The sequence below is a fragment of the Pseudomonas sp. SCT genome (genome assembly GCF_003864275.1).
GTDB lineage: Bacteria > Pseudomonadota > Gammaproteobacteria > Pseudomonadales > Pseudomonadaceae > Stutzerimonas > Stutzerimonas stutzeri_AE.
Genome location: NZ_BDJA01000003.1, coordinates 400,051 through 417,315, shown reverse-complemented (window position 1 = coordinate 417,315; position 17,265 = coordinate 400,051). Strand labels below are relative to the sequence as shown.

Below are 17,265 nucleotides of genomic sequence, written 5' to 3'. Positions count from 1 at the left end.
TCACCTAGACCGTCGCCCTGCGAAGCGCAGTTTGGCGGCGAATCTCGCGACGTGCGCTGCGAGCCAGGCGCACGCTGAGCAGCAGCGCTGCGCAGCTCAGTCCGGCGATCAACCCCTGCCATAAGCCCGCTGGTCCTGTGGCAGTGCCGAGGTGATCGGTCAGGCCGAGCAGATAGCCCACCGGCAGCCCGATGCCCCAATAGGCGAAGAGCGTGTAGATCATGGTCATGCGCGTGTCCTGATAGCCGCGCAGCGCGCCAGCCGCTGTGACCTGCACGACATCGGAGAACTGAAAGAGCGCAGCATAGAAAAACAGGCTTGCCGCAACTGCGATGACCGCCGGGTCCGGTGTATAGATCCGGGCGATCTGCTCGCTGAACAACAACATCACGCTTGCTGAGAAACAGGCGTAGATCAGCGCCGCGGCGATCCCCACGCCGGCGACGAAACGGGCATCTCTCGGTGCACTGCGGCCCAGTTCCTGGCCGATGCGTACGGTCACGGCCATGCCCAGTGACAGCGGAATCATGAATATCAGGGAGGTAAAGTTCAGTGCGATCTGGTGGCCGGCGACGACCGTTGCGCCGAGTGCGCCGATCAGCAGCGCAATCACGGAAAAGATGCTGGCTTCGGCGAACACCGCGACGCCAATCGGTACGCCGACTGACAGCAGATGCCGAAGCATCGGCCAGCGCGGCCATTCGAAGTGGGAGAACAGCTGGCTGCGCTGATAAGCCGGTGCTCGTTTCACCCAGACGCTCATCGCTATCAACATGAACAGCATCACCAGCGCGGTGGACACACCACAGCCAACGCCGCCCATCGCCGGTATGCCGAACTTGCCATAGATGAACACGTAGTTCAGCGGGATGTTCAGCAGCAGGCCGAGGATGCCAATTACCATGCTCGGCCGCGGATGTCCCAGCCCGTCGCTGAAGCAGCGCAGGACCTGGTAGAGCGCCACGGCCGGGAAGCCGCAGGCGACGGCGCGCAGATAGGCCATGGTCGGCTCGATCAGCGCCGGCTCGACACGCATCAGGTGCAGCACCGGCTCCGCGTTCCACATCAGCAGCGCGCTGGTCAGGCCGATTCCTGCGCCCATCCACAGCGCCTGGCGGACAAGCGGGCCGATTTCGCCATGGGCTCCGGCGCCGTAACGCTGCGCCACGTTCGGCGTCGTCGCCAGGGTGATACCGCTCAGCAGCAGATACACCGGCACCCAGATCGAATTGCCCAGGGCGACCGCAGCCAGATCGTGCGGGCTGACGCGCCCGGCCATCACGGTGTCGACAAAGCCCATGGCGGTACTGGCCAGCTGGGCGATCATCATGGGCAGGGCGAGAGCGAAGAGGGTGCGCAATTCAAGGCGGACCCGTCTGAGTCTGAGCTCAGTGGGCATCAGGAAACGTTCCGGTTGTATACAAGAAGCGCGCTAGTCTACGCCGCGCACGTTCACTCAGGAAGGCGGCAAAGCAGTGGCAAGCCGTCTAGAATGTGCTTCCCCTCACCGGAGCCGTGTCATGCATATCCTCGCCGATGAAAACATTCCCCTGGTCGATGAGTTCTTTGCCGGGCTGGGTGAGATCCGGCGTATGCCCGGCCGCAGCATCAATCGCGCGGCACTGGAAAATGTCGATGTGCTGCTGGTGCGCTCGGTGACACGAGTCGATCGAGATTTGCTGGAAGGCACCGCGGTGCGCTTCGTTGGCACCTGCACCATCGGTACGGATCATCTGGATCTCGATTACTTCGAACGGGCAGGCATCGACTGGGCCAGTGCGCCGGGGTGCAACGCGCGCGGTGTGGTCGATTATGTGCTCGGCAGCCTGCTCACGTTGGCAGAGGTGCGTGGTGAAGCGTTGGGGCAACGCCGCTTTGGTGTCGTCGGTGCCGGTGAAGTCGGCGGGCGACTGGTGGAGGTGCTTCGGGGGCTCGGCTGGGATGTGCGCGTCTGTGATCCGCCGCGAGAAGTCCGTGAGACGGGCGGCTTCGTGTCGCTGGACGAAGTGCTTGCCGAATGCGATGTGATCAGTCTGCATACCCCGCTGAGCATGGATGGCGCCTGGCCGACCTTTCACCTTCTCGATCAGCAGCGGCTGTCCAGGCTGCGCCCGGGAGCCTGGCTGATCAATGCCAGCCGCGGTGCCGTGGTGAGTAACGCTGCGCTGCGCGATCTGCTGCAGCAGCGTCCGGACATCGAAGCAGTGCTGGATGTCTGGGAGGGTGAGCCGCAGGTGGATGTGGCGCTTGCCGGGTTATGCCGGATCGCCACGCCACACATCGCCGGATACAGCCTGGACGGTAAGCTGCGCGGTACAGCGCAGATCTATACGGCGCTGTGCATGGCGCGGGGGCTGGAGCCTGTGGTCGAGCTGGCGCATTTGATGCCCGGTGCGCCACTGACCGAACTGACCTTTGCGTCCTCCGCGGAGCCGGTCGATATGCTGGCGACGCTATGCCGGGCGGTCTATGACCCGCGCCGCGATGATGCAGATTTTCGCCGCAGCCTGATGGGCGATGAAGCGCAGCGCCGCGCAGCGTTCGATCTGCTGCGCAAGCAGTATCCGTCGCGACGCGAGATCGATGGGCTCGCGGTGCGTATCGTTGGTAGAAACCCGGCGCTTGAGGCGGTGGCTGCGGCGCTCGGTGCCCGATTGCTGGACTAACCGGCAGATAGAACGCGGCTCGGATGCAATTTCCATCCTGCTCCGCTAGCATTACCCGTCCTCTGCCTTGTCCCCGCGATGGTGTTATGAGTTATCAGGTTCTTGCACGTAAATGGCGTCCGCGCTCGTTCCGCGAAATGGTCGGCCAGACGCATGTGCTCAAGGCCCTGATCAATGCGCTGGATAACCAACGCCTGCATCATGCCTACCTGTTTACCGGTACGCGCGGCGTTGGCAAGACCACCATCGCGCGGATCATCGCCAAGTGTCTGAACTGCGAGACCGGTGTCAGCTCGACGCCTTGCGGTCAGTGCTCGGTATGCCGGGAAATCGATGAAGGCCGCTTCGTCGATCTGATCGAGGTCGACGCCGCGAGCCGGACCAAGGTCGAAGACACCCGCGAGCTGCTGGACAACGTGCAATACGCGCCGAGCCGTGGGCGTTATAAGGTCTACCTGATCGACGAAGTGCACATGCTCTCGTCGCATTCATTCAACGCACTGCTCAAGACGCTTGAGGAGCCGCCGCCCCACGTCAAGTTCCTGCTGGCGACCACCGACCCGCAGAAGCTGCCGGTCACCATCCTTTCCCGCTGCCTGCAGTTCTCGCTGAAGAACATGCCACCGGAGCGCGTGGTCGAGCATCTCACCCACGTGCTGAGTGTCGAGAACGTTCCTTTCGAAGACGACGCACTCTGGCTGCTGGGCCGCGCTGCAGATGGTTCGATGCGCGATGCAATGAGCCTGACCGACCAGGCGATCGCCTTCGGGGAAGGCAAGGTGCTGGCTGCCGATGTGCGGGCGATGCTCGGTACCCTCGATCACGGCCAGGTCTACGGCGTGTTGCAGGCATTGCTCGAAGGCGATGCCAGGGCGTTGCTCGAAGCGGTGCGTCATCTTGCCGAGCAGGGGCCTGACTGGGCTGGCGTACTGGCCGAAATTCTCAATGTCCTGCACCGCGTCGCCATCGCCCAGGCCTTGCCGGAAGCCGTGGACAATGGCCAGGGCGATCGTGATCGCGTGCTGGCGTTGGCCCAGGCGCTGCCGGCCGAAGACGTGCAGTTCTATTACCAGATGGGGTTGATCGGGCGGCGCGATCTGCCATTGGCGCCGGACCCGCGCAGCGGCTTCGAAATGGTACTGCTGCGGATGCTGGCGTTTCGTCCGGCCGGCAGTGATGACGCGCCGCGAACACCGCTAAAGACCTTGGGAGTCAGCCCGGCCACAGCTGATTCCAAGCCCGCAGCGGTGGCCGACATGGTTCCGCTCGGCGTGTCGCCGGCCCCGGCCCCGGCCCCGGCCGCTTCCGCTGTTGTGGCTCCGACGCCAGCCCCGATCGCGCCGGTCAGTATTGCCGAACCATCTGCACCAGCCGCCTCCGAACCCCCGATTGCGGCTGAAGTGAAAGCGCCGCCTGCGGTGGAAGAGCAGGCGCCGCCCGTGATCGACGTACCCTGGAACGAGCCGCCTGATGTGCCACCGGTAGCGGTCGAAGCTGCTGCCGTTTTACCAGAGCCTGCACCATTGGATGCGGCTGCCGATCACGTAGCCTCCGTCGTGCAGATCGAAGAACCGGACGATGATGAGCCGCCACTGACCGACGAGGACTACTTCGAGGTCGAGAATCAGGCCGAGGCCTATCTGGACGAGTTGAGCAGTGCCAGCGACGAGCCCGAGCCTGCCGAGCCGCTGCCGGCGGTAGAACCGGCCACTGGCCTCGCTGCCGAGTGGCTAGAGCTTTATCTCAAACTTGGATTATCCGGTCTCACCGGTAGCATTGCCGCCAACTGCACGTTGATTGCGGTTGAAGGTGATCGCTGGCTGATGCACCTCGATCCGGCGCAGAGTGCGCTGTTCAATCCCACCCAGCAGCGGCGGTTGAACGATGCGTTGAATCAGTACCATGGACGCACGCTGCAGTTGGACATTGTGCTGCAGAAGCCGGAGCAGGAAACGCCCGCCCAGGCTGCCAACCGCCGGCGTGCCGAGCGACAGCGCGCTGCGGAACAATCGATTCACTCGGACCCTCTGGTCCAGCAACTTATGCAGCAGTTTGCGGCGGTGATCCGCGAAGGCACCATTGAACCCGTAGAACACTCAGAACCCTGATCGAATTGAGGTGATACCCATGATGAAAGGTGGCATGGCCGGCCTGATGAAGCAGGCGCAGCAGATGCAGGAAAAAATGCAGAAGATGCAGGAAGAGCTGGCGAACGCCGAGGTCACCGGCCAGTCGGGCGCTGGTCTGGTCAGTGTCGTGATGAATGGCCGCCATGACGTCAAACGTGTCAGTCTCGATGACAGCCTGATGCAGGAAGACAAGGAGATCCTGGAGGATCTGATCGCCGCTGCAGTGAACGACGCCGTACGCAAGATCGAGCAGAACAGTCAGGACAAAATGGCGGGCATGACCGCCGGCATGCAGCTGCCGCCAGGCTTCAAGATGCCGTTCTAGTTCATACGAACACCTCGGAAGCTGCCTAACGCCGATATCGGAGCATTCGATGTCAGGCGTGGCAGCTTCTTGCGTTTTTCAGCACCCGCTTCGAGATAGCCATGAGCTTCAGTCCTTTGATTCGTCAACTCATCGACGCCTTGCGCATTCTTCCCGGCGTCGGCCAGAAAACTGCGCAGCGCATGGCCCTGCAGCTGCTGGAGCGTGATCGCAGCGGCGGCCTGCGCCTTGCGCAGGCGTTGGCAAAGGCGATGGAAGGCGTTGGCTACTGCCGACAATGCCGTACGCTGACCGAGGACGACCTGTGTCCGCAGTGCGCCGATCCACGGCGTGACGACTCGCTGTTGTGTGTCGTGCAGAGCCCGGTCGACGTGTTTGCCGTCGAGCAGACCGGTTTTCGGGGGCGTTATTTCGTGCTCAAGGGACACCTGTCACCGCTCGATGGCCTGGGCCCGGAGGCCATCGGTATTCCCGAACTGCTTTTACGCGTTGGCGAGGGGGCGTTCACAGAGGTGATCCTGGCCACCAACCCAACGGTCGAAGGCGAAGCCACGGCGCACTACATCGCCCAGATGCTGATTCCAAAAGGCCTGACCATCAGCCGAATCGCCCACGGCGTGCCCCTGGGCGGTGAGCTGGACCTGGTCGACGGTGGCACGCTGGCCCATGCACTGGCAGGGCGCAAGCCGATCAGTCTATAACCTCAGGCGCTGACCTTATGCCTCCTCGGTAGTGCCGTTTCTTGTTTGGATCGGGTAAAGTTCTAAGCCACAAAAGTTAAATAACCAGATCGAATATAAGCCTTCGATCTGGTTATATGCATTGGCTATCCGATCGAGGTTAGAATGAAAGCAAAGCTTTGGCTGGTTCCTGCTCTTGTGCTCCTGAGCGCGTTCGCCCAGGCGCAAGAGAAGTTCAAGGTTGGCTACATCCGAGTGATGGATGATGCTCAGGCGATGGTTGCGCATGAGGCCGGGCTGTACGAGAAGCACGGCCTGAACGTCGAGCTGATCGAGTTCAGCTCCGGCACCGATCTGATCAAGGCCATTGTTGGCGGGCAGCTGGATACCGGTGTGTTGGGCTTTACCAATGCGGTGGCCTGGGCGTCCAAGGGTGCGGACCTGAAGGTGGTAGGCGGCGCGCAGCAGGGTTATCACTCGATTCTGGTAAGGGAAGACACGAATATTCAGGATGTCGCGGGCCTGAAGGACCGCACCCTTGCTTCCCAGCGCGAAGGCAGCACGGCCGACGCGGTTCTGCGCGGTGTGACCTTGAAGAGCGCCGGCCTCAAGCCGAGCGATGTCAACATCATGGGTGTCAGTCCTGCGGTGGCGGTGCAATCGCTTGTATCCGGCCGTGTCGATGCGGCTTTCCTGTTCGAGCCTTATGACCGTATCGCGCAACTGGTGGCACCGGTCCGTCAGGTCTATGAGATCGGGGAGGTCTGGCCATTCCCTTGCATGGTGGTGATCACTTCCGGCGAAACCCTGGCCAAGCGCAAGGACGCTGTCTGGAAATCGCTGGACGCCCAGCGCGAAGCTATCGAGATGCTCGACAAGCAGCCAGCCGAAGCGGCCAAGCTGATTGCCAGCTACTTCATAGCTGAGCCGACCCTGAAGACGCTCAAGCGTGGCGAGCTGCCGCGTGAAGTTGTAATCGAAGAAGCAATCGGCACCCAGACCTTCAGCGCGAAGCTTGACGCGAATGACCTCGCGCGTATCCAGGAGCTGGCTGACATCCTGCAGGAGCAGGGCTCGCTGAAGACCCGTGATGGCAAGTCGTTCGACACCAGTGCGATCCTCGATCTGACCTGGCAGGAAGCGCGCGAACTCTAAGCGGTTTGCGGTTCGGTATCACCAGGGCCCGGCTTTTTGCCGGGCCGTTTACCCCGCCCGCATTGCCGGGCAATTTCGTTTCTGGATTTGCGGATTTTTATGCAGCTCAGGTTTGAAGATGTAGACAAGCGCTTCGGGCAGCTCGAAGTCATCAAGGGCTTCAGCGGCGAATTCGCCCAGGGCGAGCTGGTTGCCCTGGTCGGGCCCTCCGGCTGCGGTAAATCGACCCTGCTGCACCTGGTGGCGGGGCTGGAGAAGCCCAGCGCCGGACGCGTGCTTGCCGACGGCAAGCCGATCAGCGAACCGAGTCCGCGACGCACCCTGGTCTTTCAGGAGCACGCGCTGTATCCCTGGCTGAGCCTGCAGGGCAATGTCGCCATGGCGCTCGAACTGCAAGGTGTCGCCAAGAGCAACGCGTTCGAGCAGGCCCAGAGCTGGCTAGAGCGCGTTGGGTTGAATGGATTCGAGCATTACTACCCGCATCAGGTATCTGGCGGCATGCGTCAGCGCACGGCTTTGGCTCGCGCCTTCATCGCCAAGCCAGAGGTGCTGCTGCTGGATGAGCCGTTCGGTGCACTCGATGCCTTGACCCGTATGGCATTGCAGGACGTGTTGCGCGAGCTGATCGAGGAGCATCAGCCAACCGTGCTTTTGGTTACCCACGATGTCGACGAAGCGCTTTACCTGGCCGATCACGTGCTGGTGTTCAGTGCACGGCCAACGCGCGTGCTGAAAACCTTCAACTTCACGCATTGTGAAAAGAGCCACGACCTGTCGGATTTCGCTGCCGAGCGTAAGGAAATTCTCAGCCTGCTGGGCATCAAGACGGAGGTAACGCACCCATGAGCCAGGCACGTCGCCTTACTGGGCCCAAGAAGTACCTTGCCGTCGTTCTGGCCATCCTGTTCATCCTGCTGATTTGGCAGGCTGCAGCCTGGAGTCTGCCGGCCTTTCTGATGCCTGGCATTCCAACCGTCTTCGAGCGCCTGGTTACCACCGTCCAGCAGCCTGAGTTCCGCGAAGGGCTTTATGGCAGCATGAGCCGGCTTGGTAGTGGCTACAGCTTCGCCCTGTTGTTTGGCATTGGTTTCGGTCTGGTCGGAGGTGTGCTGTTTTTCTTCCGCGAGATTCTGCGTTCGGCCATCGTCATCCTGCAGTCGATTCCGTCGATCGCCTGGGTGCCGCTGTTCCTGATCGTGATGGGCTTCGGCAACCTGCCGATCATCGTCGTTGTAGCCCTTGCCGCCTTCTTCCCGATGGCGCTTTCGGTGATGAATGCCACGGAGAGCGTGCAACCGGTGCATGTGTCCGCCGCGCGGGTAATGGGAGCGTCGCGCTGGCAGTTGCTGCGTCGTGTCTACCTGCCAGCCGTGATGCCCGAACTGATCACGGGTGCGCAATTGGCGTTCGGCAATGCCTGGCGGGCGTTGATCTCCGCGGAAATGCTGATCGGTTTCGGTCAGGGGCTCGGCCGCTCGCTCGCCTATTCGGGCGAAATTGCCGACATGGTGGGTGTGATGATGAACATTCTGGTCATCGCCATCCTCGCCACGCTGATCGATCAGGTGGTACTGGAGAAGTTCAAGCAACGCATGTTGCGTTACCAGTACGTCTGAGGCCCCTGTGTCCAGGTTTTTGTGCGTCGCTCTTTGTCTGGCCTTGCTCGGCCCGACGGCGCTGCTCGCAGAGCCGCTGCGGGTTCAATTGCCCCAGTACCGGACACTCTCCAGCAGCGAAACGGAGAGCTTCGAGCTGGCGTTGCTAGAGCGGGTGGCTGGGGGGCTTGGACGTCCTGCTTCGCCTGTAGCCTCGGCGCAACACGCCGATGTGCGCGTGGTCGAGGGTGACCCCGCCGAGGCTGCCATCTACTATCGCGCTGCGCCCGCCGCGCTCAGTGCCACGGAAGGCGGTCTTGGTGCCTGGTCCGATCTACAGGGACAGCTGGTCTGTGTCAGCCGAGATAGCCCACATAGCGAGATTTTGCGTACTCGCTTCGCTGCACGCCCACATGAATACCCGAGCACAGCGCATGCGCTCATTGGTCTCAAGCTCGGCGAATGCCGTGCGGTAGTCGATGACGATGAGTTGTTGAAAGAGATCGCCACCTTGCCAGAGTGGCAGCGCTACAGACATCTGTTGCCAACGCTTACCGATGCCAAACGGCATTTAAGCCTGGCTACGGATGACTCAAACCTGCAGCAGCAGATCAATACGTTGCTGACACAGTGGGAAGCGGGCGGGCAACTGGCTGAGCTGACCCGGCAATGGGTCGACGAGGTGGCGTTCCAGGCCTATGTACTGGCCGATACGTTGGACTGCCACTGATTTTTGCGGAACGGCTTCGACGGTAAATCAGCGCTCTTTGTCCAGTACCTGCGGCAACATCTCGCGCAACCCATCCAGCTTCAATGGCGCGCGAATGTGCCCGCGCAAACTGCCATTCGGTGCCACCAAAGCCAGGTTGCCGCTATGGCTGACACTGTAATCGCCCTCAGTTTCGCTGGCTGGAACGAAGGGGAGCCCCAGGGCTTTGGACAGCTTTTGCAACTGGTCCATGTCTCCGGTCACGCCAACGAAGCCTGCACGGTAGTAGCTCAAGTAGGTCTTCAATTGTTGCGGTGTATCGCGCGCTGGATCGGCACTGATCAATACCAGCTGCACCCGCTCGCGGGTGTCGGCGGGCAGCTGGCTTAGCAGCCGGCGCATGTCGCTCAAGGTAGTGGGGCAGATGTCAGGGCACGCCGTAAAGCCGAAAAACAGAATGTGCCAGCGCTCCTGGAGTGCTGTGCTGGTGAATGGCTGGCCATCCTGATCGACCAGCTCAAATTCGGGTATGGCGCGTTCGCGTGGCAGTAGCAGGAGGTTTGCCTGATCCAGCAGTGTGTCGCGATCGGATGCGAAGGAGGGCGAGACGCAAGCCAGAGCAAGGATGAGCAGGCTGCGCTGAAGCATCGTAAACACGAGATATTTCCTTCAGATCGCGTCGAGTAAAGCCGGATCGGGCGGAGCTCGTCGCTAGCGGTCGCTCAAGGCAAAGGCGGTCAGGGTAAAGGTGGGAATGCCCATATCCTGGAGCTTTTGCGACCCGCCCAGTTCTGGCAGGTCGATGATCGCAGCCGCTTCGTGTATGTGCGCGCGCATGCGTCGGACCAGTTGCGCAGCGGCGATGAGAGTGCCGCCCGTGGCGATCAGGTCATCGAACAGCAGCACCGAATCACCCTCGCACAGGCTGTCGGCATGAATCTCGAGATGAGCCTCTCCGTATTCGGTGCAATACGCCTGGGACAGCACATCCGCCGGCAGCTTGCCCTGCTTGCGGAAGAGGACCAGTGGCTTGTTCAGTTCGTACGCGAGAATCGAGCCAACCAGAAAGCCGCGGGCGTCAAGGGCGCCGATATGCGTGAAATCGGCTTCAACGTAGCGCTGAATAAAGCTGTCGGCCACCATGCGCAGCGCTTTCGGTGATTGGAACAGCGGTGTTATGTCACGGAATACCACGCCTGGACGGGGGAAATCCGGCACCGGGCGTATCAAGGTCTTGATGCTGAACTCATCGAAGATCATCGGACTGCTCCAAACGCGGTGAACTCAGACGTCCATGGCGCCGCCGGCAAGGGCGCACAGACCGATGGAATCAAGGATGCGTACCTCCTTGCCTTCGGCCTCGAGCAAGCCGTTCTGCTGAAACCGGGTGAACACGCGCGAGACGGTTTCGACTGCCAGACCCAGGTAATTGCCAATCTCGTTGCGTGACATGGGCAGGCGGAACTGGTTCGCCGAGAAACCCCTTGCACTGAAGCGCGCAGAGAGGTTGATCAGGAAGGTCGCAATGCGCTCATCGGCGGTTTTTTTCGACAGCAGTAGCATCATTTGCTGATCGTCGCGGATTTCCCGGCTCATGATGCGCATGAGCTGACGACGCAACTGCGGCAGCAGCACGCTCAGCTCGTCGAGACGCTCGAAGGGAATCTCGCAGACTGAGGTGGTTTCCAGTGCCTGGGCCGTGACCGGATAGCTTTCGGTATCCATGCCGGACAACCCCACCAGCTCACTAGGCAGATGGAAGCCGGTGATTTGCTCCTCGCCGCCATCGGTCACGCTAAAGGTACGCAGCGCACCGGAGCGTACCGCGAACACAGAGCTGAAAACGTCACCCTGACGGAACAGGGTTTCACCTTTTTTCAGCGGACGGCCACGCTTGACGATGTCGTCCAAAGCGTCCATGTCGTGCATGTTCAGTGACAGGGGCAGGCAGAGGCCGGAAAGGCTGCAATCCTTGCAATGGGCTTGCCGCTGCGCACGGACCTTGATCGATTCGGACATAGATGGCTTCCTGGAAACCTGGTTATAGCGCGCAAGGTTAACTCAGGACGTCTGCGATGGCCAATCGGCTAGAGCGTCGCAGGACTGGCAGAGCAGAAAAAGTTCCCTAGATCACGCGCGAAAAACCGTGATTGGTATGCTCAGGTAGATAGTGATCAAAAAGCATGCAAATTGATCTGACCAAAAGACGCCCGGCTGGCTGGATCAGCAGGTGGGAATCACTCAGTTCGATCAGGCCGTCCGCCGACATTTGCTCCAGCATTGGCCATGCGTCGGCGAAATACTGGCGGAAATCGACCGCGTAATCGCGCTGGAGCTGCTCGAAGCCGAGGGCGAAGTCGCAGATGAGCGACTGAATGACCGCGCGGCGGATGCGATCATCCTGATTGCAGCGCAACCCCCTTGCGGTGGCCAGCTGGTTCTGGTCCAGACGTTGCTGGTAGGCCGCTATGTCCGAGGCGTTCTGACAATAGAGATCGCCGACCTGGCTGATCGCTGAAACCCCCAGGCCCACCAAATCGCAATGGCCGTGGGTGGTGTAACCCTGGAAATTTCGGTGCAGGCTACCGTCTTCCTGCGCCATCGCCAGTTCATCATCTGGCAGGGCGAAGTGGTCCATGCCGATGTAGCGATATCCGGCATCGGCAAGCAGCATGATGCTCTGCTCGAGCATGCGTAGCTTCTCGCTCGGCGCGGGTAGGTCCGCGGCATTTATGCGCCGCTGTGGCGCAAAGCGTTCGGGTAGGTGGGCATAGTTGAATAGCGACAGCCGATCGGGCTGCAGATCAATGATCGCCTCGACCGTTTTGCCGAAACCTGCCGGGGTCTGTAGCGGCAGACCATAGATCAGGTCCACGTTCAGCGAGCGGTACTGCAGCGTGCGGGCCGCTTCGATGATGGTGCGCGTCTGCTCGAGCGTCTGCATGCGGTTGATAGCGCGTTGTACGTCCGGGTTGAGATCCTGAACGCCAATGCTGATGCGGTTGAAACCGAGCTCGCGCAGCAGGCCGATGGTAGGCCAGTCGGCCTCACGCGGATCGACTTCGACGCCGAAATCGCCGTGGTCGTCATCCTGGAGGTGAAAATGCTGACGCAGATGGCCCATCAGCCGGCGCAGTTCGTCATGACTGAGGAACGTAGGCGTGCCGCCACCGAGGTGTAGCTGCTCCACCACCTGATCCTTGCTCAGGTGGCAGGCGACCAGCTCGATTTCTTTTTCGAGGCGCTCCAGATAGGGCAGTGCGCGGCCCCGATCCTTGGTGACGACCTTGTTGCATGCGCAGTAATAGCAAACGTTGGCGCAGAACGGCAGATGGACGTAAAGGGACAACGGGCGTGACGCCTGACGGCTGCTGCGCAGAGCATGCAGCAGGTCGAACGAGCCAATCTTGTCATTGAACTGGGCCGCGGTCGGGTACGACGTATAGCGCGGGCCAGCCTGATCGTAACGACGGATCAGGTCGGAATCCCAGCGAATGGAGTCGAGCATGTGCGTTCCCGGTCATGACGGCGGTCGCTGGATTTTAGGGGCAGGGCCCTGCGGCAGACTTGACCTGTATCAAACTTGATCCGACGCTAGCGCGCTGGGCCAGATCGGTGCCGACAGCCGGAGGGATCTCGCTGATTCGTGGTCAGATGATCATGCAGTGTCTTGTTGTTTCTGCAGAGCCTTCATATCAACAGAGGAGAGTTTCATGCACAGCCGCCAGCAGGAAATCGCAACCGCGCTCAAAGTCTGCGCGCCATTTAGCGGGCCGGAGTCGGTACAGGCTGAAATTGATCGCCGAGTGAGCTTCATCCAGTCGTGCTTGCGCGAGTCGGGGCTGAAAACCCTGGTGTTGGGGATCAGTGGCGGGGTCGACTCAACCACTGCGGGCCTGCTGGCGCAACGGGCAGTCGCTGCTATGCGCGAAGCGGGAGAGGGAGACGACTATCGTTTCATTGCCGTGCGCCTGCCTTATCAGGTGCAGCACGACGAGCATGAAGCGCAGATGGCGGTGGATACCATCAAGCCCGACGAGTGCCATACCGTGAATATCGGCACTGCCGTGCTGGGCCTGGCGGCAGCCACGCAGGCGCTCGACCCGCTGAGCCCTGCGCAGCGTGATTTCGTACTGGGGAACACCAAGGCACGGATGCGCATGGTTGCTCAGTACACCATCGCCAATGCTCGACAGGGACTGGTTATCGGAACCGACCATGCGGCCGAGGCGGTGATGGGTTTCTTCACCAAATTTGGTGATGGTGCGTGTGACCTGACCCCGCTTGCCGGCTTGGTCAAGGATCAGGTTCGGCAGATTGCGGCAGCACTGGGTGCTCCGGATCAACTGGTGCACAAGGTGCCCACCGCCGACCTCGAGGAGCTCTCGCCAGGCAAGCCCGACGAGGCCGCCCATGGCGTCAGCTATAGCAACATCGATGATTTTCTACAGGGCAAGCCAGTACCGGACGAGGCCGCCCGAATCATTGTCGAAACCTACGACAAAACGGCGCACAAGCGGCAGTTGCCCAAGGAGCCCTGAGGCCCTCGCCAGCGCTACCCTAGTGCGCGTGCTGCCCGTGTGAAGCCACCGCGCCATGCCCCATCAGCCACTGCTGGTGCGGGCCGGGCAGCGTCCACAGGCCGAAAAGAATCACCATCACGCCGCCGATGACCCGTACGCCACGCTTGCGTAACAAGGCGGTAAGCCGCTCGGCAGCCAGGCCTGTGGCAAGCAGTACCGGCCACGTGCCGACGCCAAAGGCCAGCATCAGCATTGCGCTATCCAGCGCATCGCCCTGGCTGGCCGACCACAACAGCGTGCTATAGACCAGGCCGCAGGGCAGCCAGCCCCACAGCGCACCCAATAGCAGGGCGCGCGGCACGCTGGTGACAGGCATGAAGCGGCTGGCGACGGGCTGGATATGCCGCCAAAGGCCTCGACCTAAGGCCTCGATGCGCGTCAGCCCGCTCCACCAGCCCGCCAGATACAAGCCCATGGTAATCAGCAATAGCGCGGCAACGACGCGCAGCGCCATCGCTGCGGGACTGTTGGCAACCGCCCAGCCCGCCAGGCCAATGAGGAAGCCGGCAAGGGCATAGCTCGATACGCGACCCAGGTTGTAGGCGATCAACAGGCGAAGGCGCTTGGCGCGCTGATCAGCCGGAATGGCCATGGTCAGCGCACCCATCAGGCCGCCGCACATGCCCAGGCAATGACCGCCCCCGAGCAGGCCCAGCACGAATGCGGACAGTAGCAGCGGCGCCAGCTCACTCACCGTTGCGTTTCCCTTGCTCGGTTTCCGGGTTTTTCTGTAGTTCGGAGCCGGTAGGCTTCTGCGGCTCCTCATCATCGAACAGGATGCTATGGGCGGGCCCGTCGAGATCGTCGAATTGCCCGCTGTTCACGGCCCAAAAGAATACCCAGATCGCAACGGCCACCAGGACCACCGCAACAGGGATGAGGATATACAAAGCGGCCATCAGGACCTCCAGGATCCGAAGCGAAGTCTTCAGCTGCGATTACTGTGCGGCAGTGGCGTCAACTAAGTACGCCACTGCCGCGCCACAGCACATCTCGACTGGAGTCAGCCGTTATTCGCAGGCTGACGTGTCAGCCGCAGGGCATTCAAAACCACCAGCAGCGAGCTGATCGACATACCCAGCGCTGCCCAGAGCGGAGTCACCCAGCCGATGGCGGCAAAGGGCAGAATCAGGCCATTGTACAGGCTTGCCCAGGTGAGGTTTTCGATGATGATGCGGCGGCTACGCCGCGCAACGTCGAACGCCTGGGCCAGGCTGGTGAGGCGGTTGGATAGCAGCACTGCATCGGCGCTGGTTTTTGCCAGGTCGGTGGCCGACCCCATGGCAACGCTGATGTCCGCTGCCGCGAGCACCGGGACGTCATTGACCCCATCGCCGAGCATCAGCACCCGATGCCCCTGAGCTTGCAGTGCCTGCAGTCGCGTGAGCTTCGCAGCAGGAGTCATGCCGCCTTCGGCCTGGTCGATGCCGAGTTCTTTAGCAATCTGGCCGACCATAGGCGAGCTGTCGCCGGAGAGCAGCAATGTCTGCCAGCCGCGACGACGGCAAGCAGCCAGCAAAGCAGGCGCATCGTCACGAAGACGGTCGTCGAGCACCAACCAAGCCAGCGGACCCCGTTCATCGCCAAGCAGCAGCCATTGGCCCTGTTCACCGGGAATGACGGGCGCCGGCTGGGAAAAGCCTTCGGCGACGAAATTGGGTTGGCCTATGCGCAGGTTGCGTCCCTCGACGCAGCCCAGCAAGCCGAGCCCCGGCACCGTCTCGACCGATTCGGCGGCCAGAGGTGCTCGGCCGAAGGCACGCGCAATCGGATGTTCGGAGCGGTTCTCGAGAGCTGCGGCCAGCGCCAGGCAAGCATCGGCGTCGAGGGCGCCGAGTGGGTGTACGGCGGTAAGCGTCAGGCGCCCCTCGGTGAGGGTGCCGGTCTTGTCGAATACCACGGTATCGATCTGATTGAGACCCTCGAGCACGTGCCCGCGGGTCAGCAACAGGCCGAGTTTGTGCAGCGTGCCGGTTGCTGTCGTGAGTGCCGTTGGAGTTGCCAGCGAGAGCGCGCAAGGGCAAGTGGCAACCAATAGCGCCAGCACGATCCAGAACGCGCGCTGAGGGTCGATTTGCCACCACACCAGCCCTACGACGGTTGCAACCACCAACACCACCAGCAGGAACCATTGCGCGACCTTGTCGGCCAATTCGGCAAGCTTGGGTTTGTCCGCCTGGGCGCGTTCCAGCAGGCGGACGATAGCGGACAGGCGGGTATCATCGCCCAAGGCCTGCACTTCGACGGTCAGCGGGCCTTCGACATTCAGCGTGCCGGCGGTCACTGCATCGCCGCAACCGCGCGGGAGGGGGAGGTATTCGCCGGTGAGAACCGACTCGTCGACGCTCGATTGGCCACTGATGATGGTCCCGTCTGCAGGAATCAATGCGCCAGGTTGCACCAGCACACGGTCACCCAGTTGCAGTTCGCTGAGCAGGATGCGATTGCTGTGCCCGTCGGCATCGAGCTTCAGGCACGACGCCGGCAGCAGATTGACCAGCTGTGCCGTAGCGTCTGCGGTGCGCTCGCGCGCGCGTCGCTCCAGGTAACGTCCGGCCAGCAGAAACAGGGCAAACATGCCCACGGCATCGAAGTAGAGTTCGCCCTGGCCGGTAATCGTCGACCAGATACCGGCAACGTAGGCGCCGCCGATGGCCAGCGAGACCGACACGTCCATGGTCAGGTGGCGGGTGCGCAGATCTCTCAGGGCTCCCTTGAAAAAATCTGTGCAGCAATAGAACACGATCGGCGTGGTCAGCAGCAGAGCCGTCCAGCGCAGCGTGACAAAGAAGCTTTCCGAGAGGTCGAGGTTGAACTCCGGCCAGGTGGCCATGGTGGCCATCATCACCTGCATCCAGAGCAGGCCGGCGACGCCCAGTTGCCGTAAGGATCGGCGGTTCTCGCTGGCCAGACGCTCGGCGGCCTGATCGGCCTGATAGGGGTGGGCCGCATAACCGATTCGACGCAGCTCGCCTAGCAGCTCGCTGAGCGGAAGCTGGGCATCGCTCCAGCGTACGCTCAATCGGTGGTTGGACAGATTGAGACTGGCCTCGGCCACGCCGTTCAGGTTGCGCAGGTGGCGCTCGATCAGCCAGCCGCAGGCGGCGCAGCTGATGCCTTCGATCATCAACGATGTACTGGCCAACTCGCCCTGGTGCTGAACGAAGGGCTGCTGTACATCCTTGCGATCGTACAGGGCCATCTCCTCATTAAGCTCCTGTGGGAGCGACTGCGGATTGATGGCGGTGTCGCTTCGGTGCTGGTAGTAGCTTTCCAGTCCACCTTTGACGATAGCTTCGGCAACTGCCTGACAGCCTGGGCAGCACAAGGCCCGCATCTCTCCCAGCACGCGGGCCTGGTACGGGCTGCCAGTCGGAACTGGCAGGCCGCAGTGGTAACAGGGAAGGGGTTTTGCCATCAGCT

17 protein-coding genes are annotated in these 17,265 nt (G+C 61.7%); 9 read left to right on the top strand and 8 right to left on the bottom strand.

What is annotated here, in order from left to right:
* Window positions 1–4 precede the first annotated feature (4 nt).
* A complete protein-coding gene (locus BHD08_RS10420) occupies window positions 5–1,399 on the bottom strand; it encodes an MATE family efflux transporter (RefSeq protein ID WP_125022035.1) in 1,395 nt (464 codons plus the stop codon).
* Window positions 1,400–1,520: 121 nt separating this feature from the next.
* Between BHD08_RS10420 and pdxB the strand changes: the two genes are divergently transcribed.
* The 8 genes from pdxB (at window position 1,521) to BHD08_RS10380 (ending at window position 9,280) form a co-directional block, all read left to right on the top strand.
* Window positions 1,521–2,666 (top strand): 4-phosphoerythronate dehydrogenase PdxB, encoded by a 1,146-nt coding sequence (gene pdxB / locus BHD08_RS10415; RefSeq protein WP_125022033.1) that lies wholly within the window; start codon window positions 1,521–1,523, stop codon window positions 2,664–2,666.
* An 86-nt stretch (window positions 2,667–2,752) separates the two neighbouring features.
* Window positions 2,753–4,774, top strand: a complete 2,022-nt coding sequence (gene dnaX, locus BHD08_RS10410) for a DNA polymerase III subunit gamma/tau (RefSeq protein WP_125022031.1) — start codon at window positions 2,753–2,755, stop codon at window positions 4,772–4,774.
* A 19-nt stretch (window positions 4,775–4,793) separates the two neighbouring features.
* Window positions 4,794–5,120 carry a YbaB/EbfC family nucleoid-associated protein gene (locus tag BHD08_RS10405; protein ID WP_003294866.1) on the top strand — a complete coding sequence of 109 codons (327 nt, stop codon included), beginning with the start codon at window positions 4,794–4,796 and terminating at the stop codon, window positions 5,118–5,120.
* Window positions 5,121–5,221: 101 nt separating this feature from the next.
* The gene (gene recR, locus BHD08_RS10400; protein ID WP_015277324.1) at window positions 5,222–5,821 is read left to right on the top strand and encodes a recombination mediator RecR; all 600 of its coding nucleotides are present in this window, start codon (window positions 5,222–5,224) and stop codon (window positions 5,819–5,821) included.
* A gap of 144 nt (window positions 5,822–5,965) precedes the next feature.
* Window positions 5,966–6,955, top strand: a complete 990-nt coding sequence (locus BHD08_RS10395) for an ABC transporter substrate-binding protein (protein ID WP_015277323.1) — start codon at window positions 5,966–5,968, stop codon at window positions 6,953–6,955.
* A gap of 99 nt (window positions 6,956–7,054) precedes the next feature.
* Window positions 7,055–7,801 carry an ABC transporter ATP-binding protein gene (locus BHD08_RS10390; RefSeq protein ID WP_125022029.1) on the top strand — a complete coding sequence of 249 codons (747 nt, stop codon included), beginning with the start codon at window positions 7,055–7,057 and terminating at the stop codon, window positions 7,799–7,801.
* Complete coding sequence (locus BHD08_RS10385) at window positions 7,798–8,571, top strand: ABC transporter permease (RefSeq protein WP_015277321.1); 774 nt, start codon at window positions 7,798–7,800, stop codon at window positions 8,569–8,571. The genes BHD08_RS10390 and BHD08_RS10385 overlap by 4 nt, the downstream gene beginning before the upstream one ends.
* Before the next feature lie 7 nt (window positions 8,572–8,578).
* Window positions 8,579–9,280, top strand: a complete 702-nt coding sequence (locus tag BHD08_RS10380; RefSeq protein WP_125022027.1) for a transporter substrate-binding domain-containing protein — start codon at window positions 8,579–8,581, stop codon at window positions 9,278–9,280.
* Window positions 9,281–9,307: 27 nt separating this feature from the next.
* On the opposite strand, the gene BHD08_RS10375 is transcribed toward BHD08_RS10380, so the two are convergent.
* The 4 genes from BHD08_RS10375 to hemN form a co-directional block, all read right to left on the bottom strand.
* Entirely contained in the window at window positions 9,308–9,916 is a 609-nt protein-coding gene (locus tag BHD08_RS10375; protein ID WP_125022026.1) for an SCO family protein, read from the bottom strand.
* A gap of 54 nt (window positions 9,917–9,970) precedes the next feature.
* Window positions 9,971–10,519, bottom strand: a complete 549-nt coding sequence (locus BHD08_RS10370; protein WP_125022024.1) for an adenine phosphoribosyltransferase — start codon at window positions 10,517–10,519, stop codon at window positions 9,971–9,973.
* Between the two features lie 24 nt (window positions 10,520–10,543).
* Window positions 10,544–11,278 (bottom strand): fumarate/nitrate reduction transcriptional regulator Fnr, encoded by a 735-nt coding sequence (fnr, locus tag BHD08_RS10365; RefSeq protein ID WP_015277317.1) that lies wholly within the window; start codon window positions 11,276–11,278, stop codon window positions 10,544–10,546.
* Between the two features lie 106 nt (window positions 11,279–11,384).
* Window positions 11,385–12,767 (bottom strand): oxygen-independent coproporphyrinogen III oxidase, encoded by a 1,383-nt coding sequence (gene hemN / locus BHD08_RS10360; RefSeq protein ID WP_125022022.1) that lies wholly within the window; start codon window positions 12,765–12,767, stop codon window positions 11,385–11,387.
* A 205-nt stretch (window positions 12,768–12,972) separates the two neighbouring features.
* Between hemN and nadE the strand changes: the two genes are divergently transcribed.
* The gene (gene nadE / locus BHD08_RS10355) at window positions 12,973–13,800 is read left to right on the top strand and encodes an ammonia-dependent NAD(+) synthetase (RefSeq protein WP_125022020.1); all 828 of its coding nucleotides are present in this window, start codon (window positions 12,973–12,975) and stop codon (window positions 13,798–13,800) included.
* Between the two features lie 19 nt (window positions 13,801–13,819).
* Here the strand turns inward: nadE and BHD08_RS10350 are convergent, their stop codons facing one another.
* The 3 genes from BHD08_RS10350 to BHD08_RS10340 all read right to left on the bottom strand — a co-directional run bounded on the left by BHD08_RS10350 (window position 13,820) and on the right by BHD08_RS10340 (window position 17,260).
* A complete protein-coding gene (locus BHD08_RS10350; RefSeq protein ID WP_015277314.1) occupies window positions 13,820–14,536 on the bottom strand; it encodes a sulfite exporter TauE/SafE family protein in 717 nt (238 codons plus the stop codon).
* Entirely contained in the window at window positions 14,529–14,741 is a 213-nt protein-coding gene (gene ccoS / locus BHD08_RS10345; RefSeq protein WP_125022018.1) for a cbb3-type cytochrome oxidase assembly protein CcoS, read from the bottom strand. Before ccoS ends, BHD08_RS10350 begins: the two co-directional genes overlap by 8 nt.
* A 104-nt stretch (window positions 14,742–14,845) precedes the next feature.
* A complete protein-coding gene (locus tag BHD08_RS10340; RefSeq protein WP_015277312.1) occupies window positions 14,846–17,260 on the bottom strand; it encodes a heavy metal translocating P-type ATPase in 2,415 nt (804 codons plus the stop codon).
* Between the last annotated feature and the right edge of the window lie 5 nt (window positions 17,261–17,265).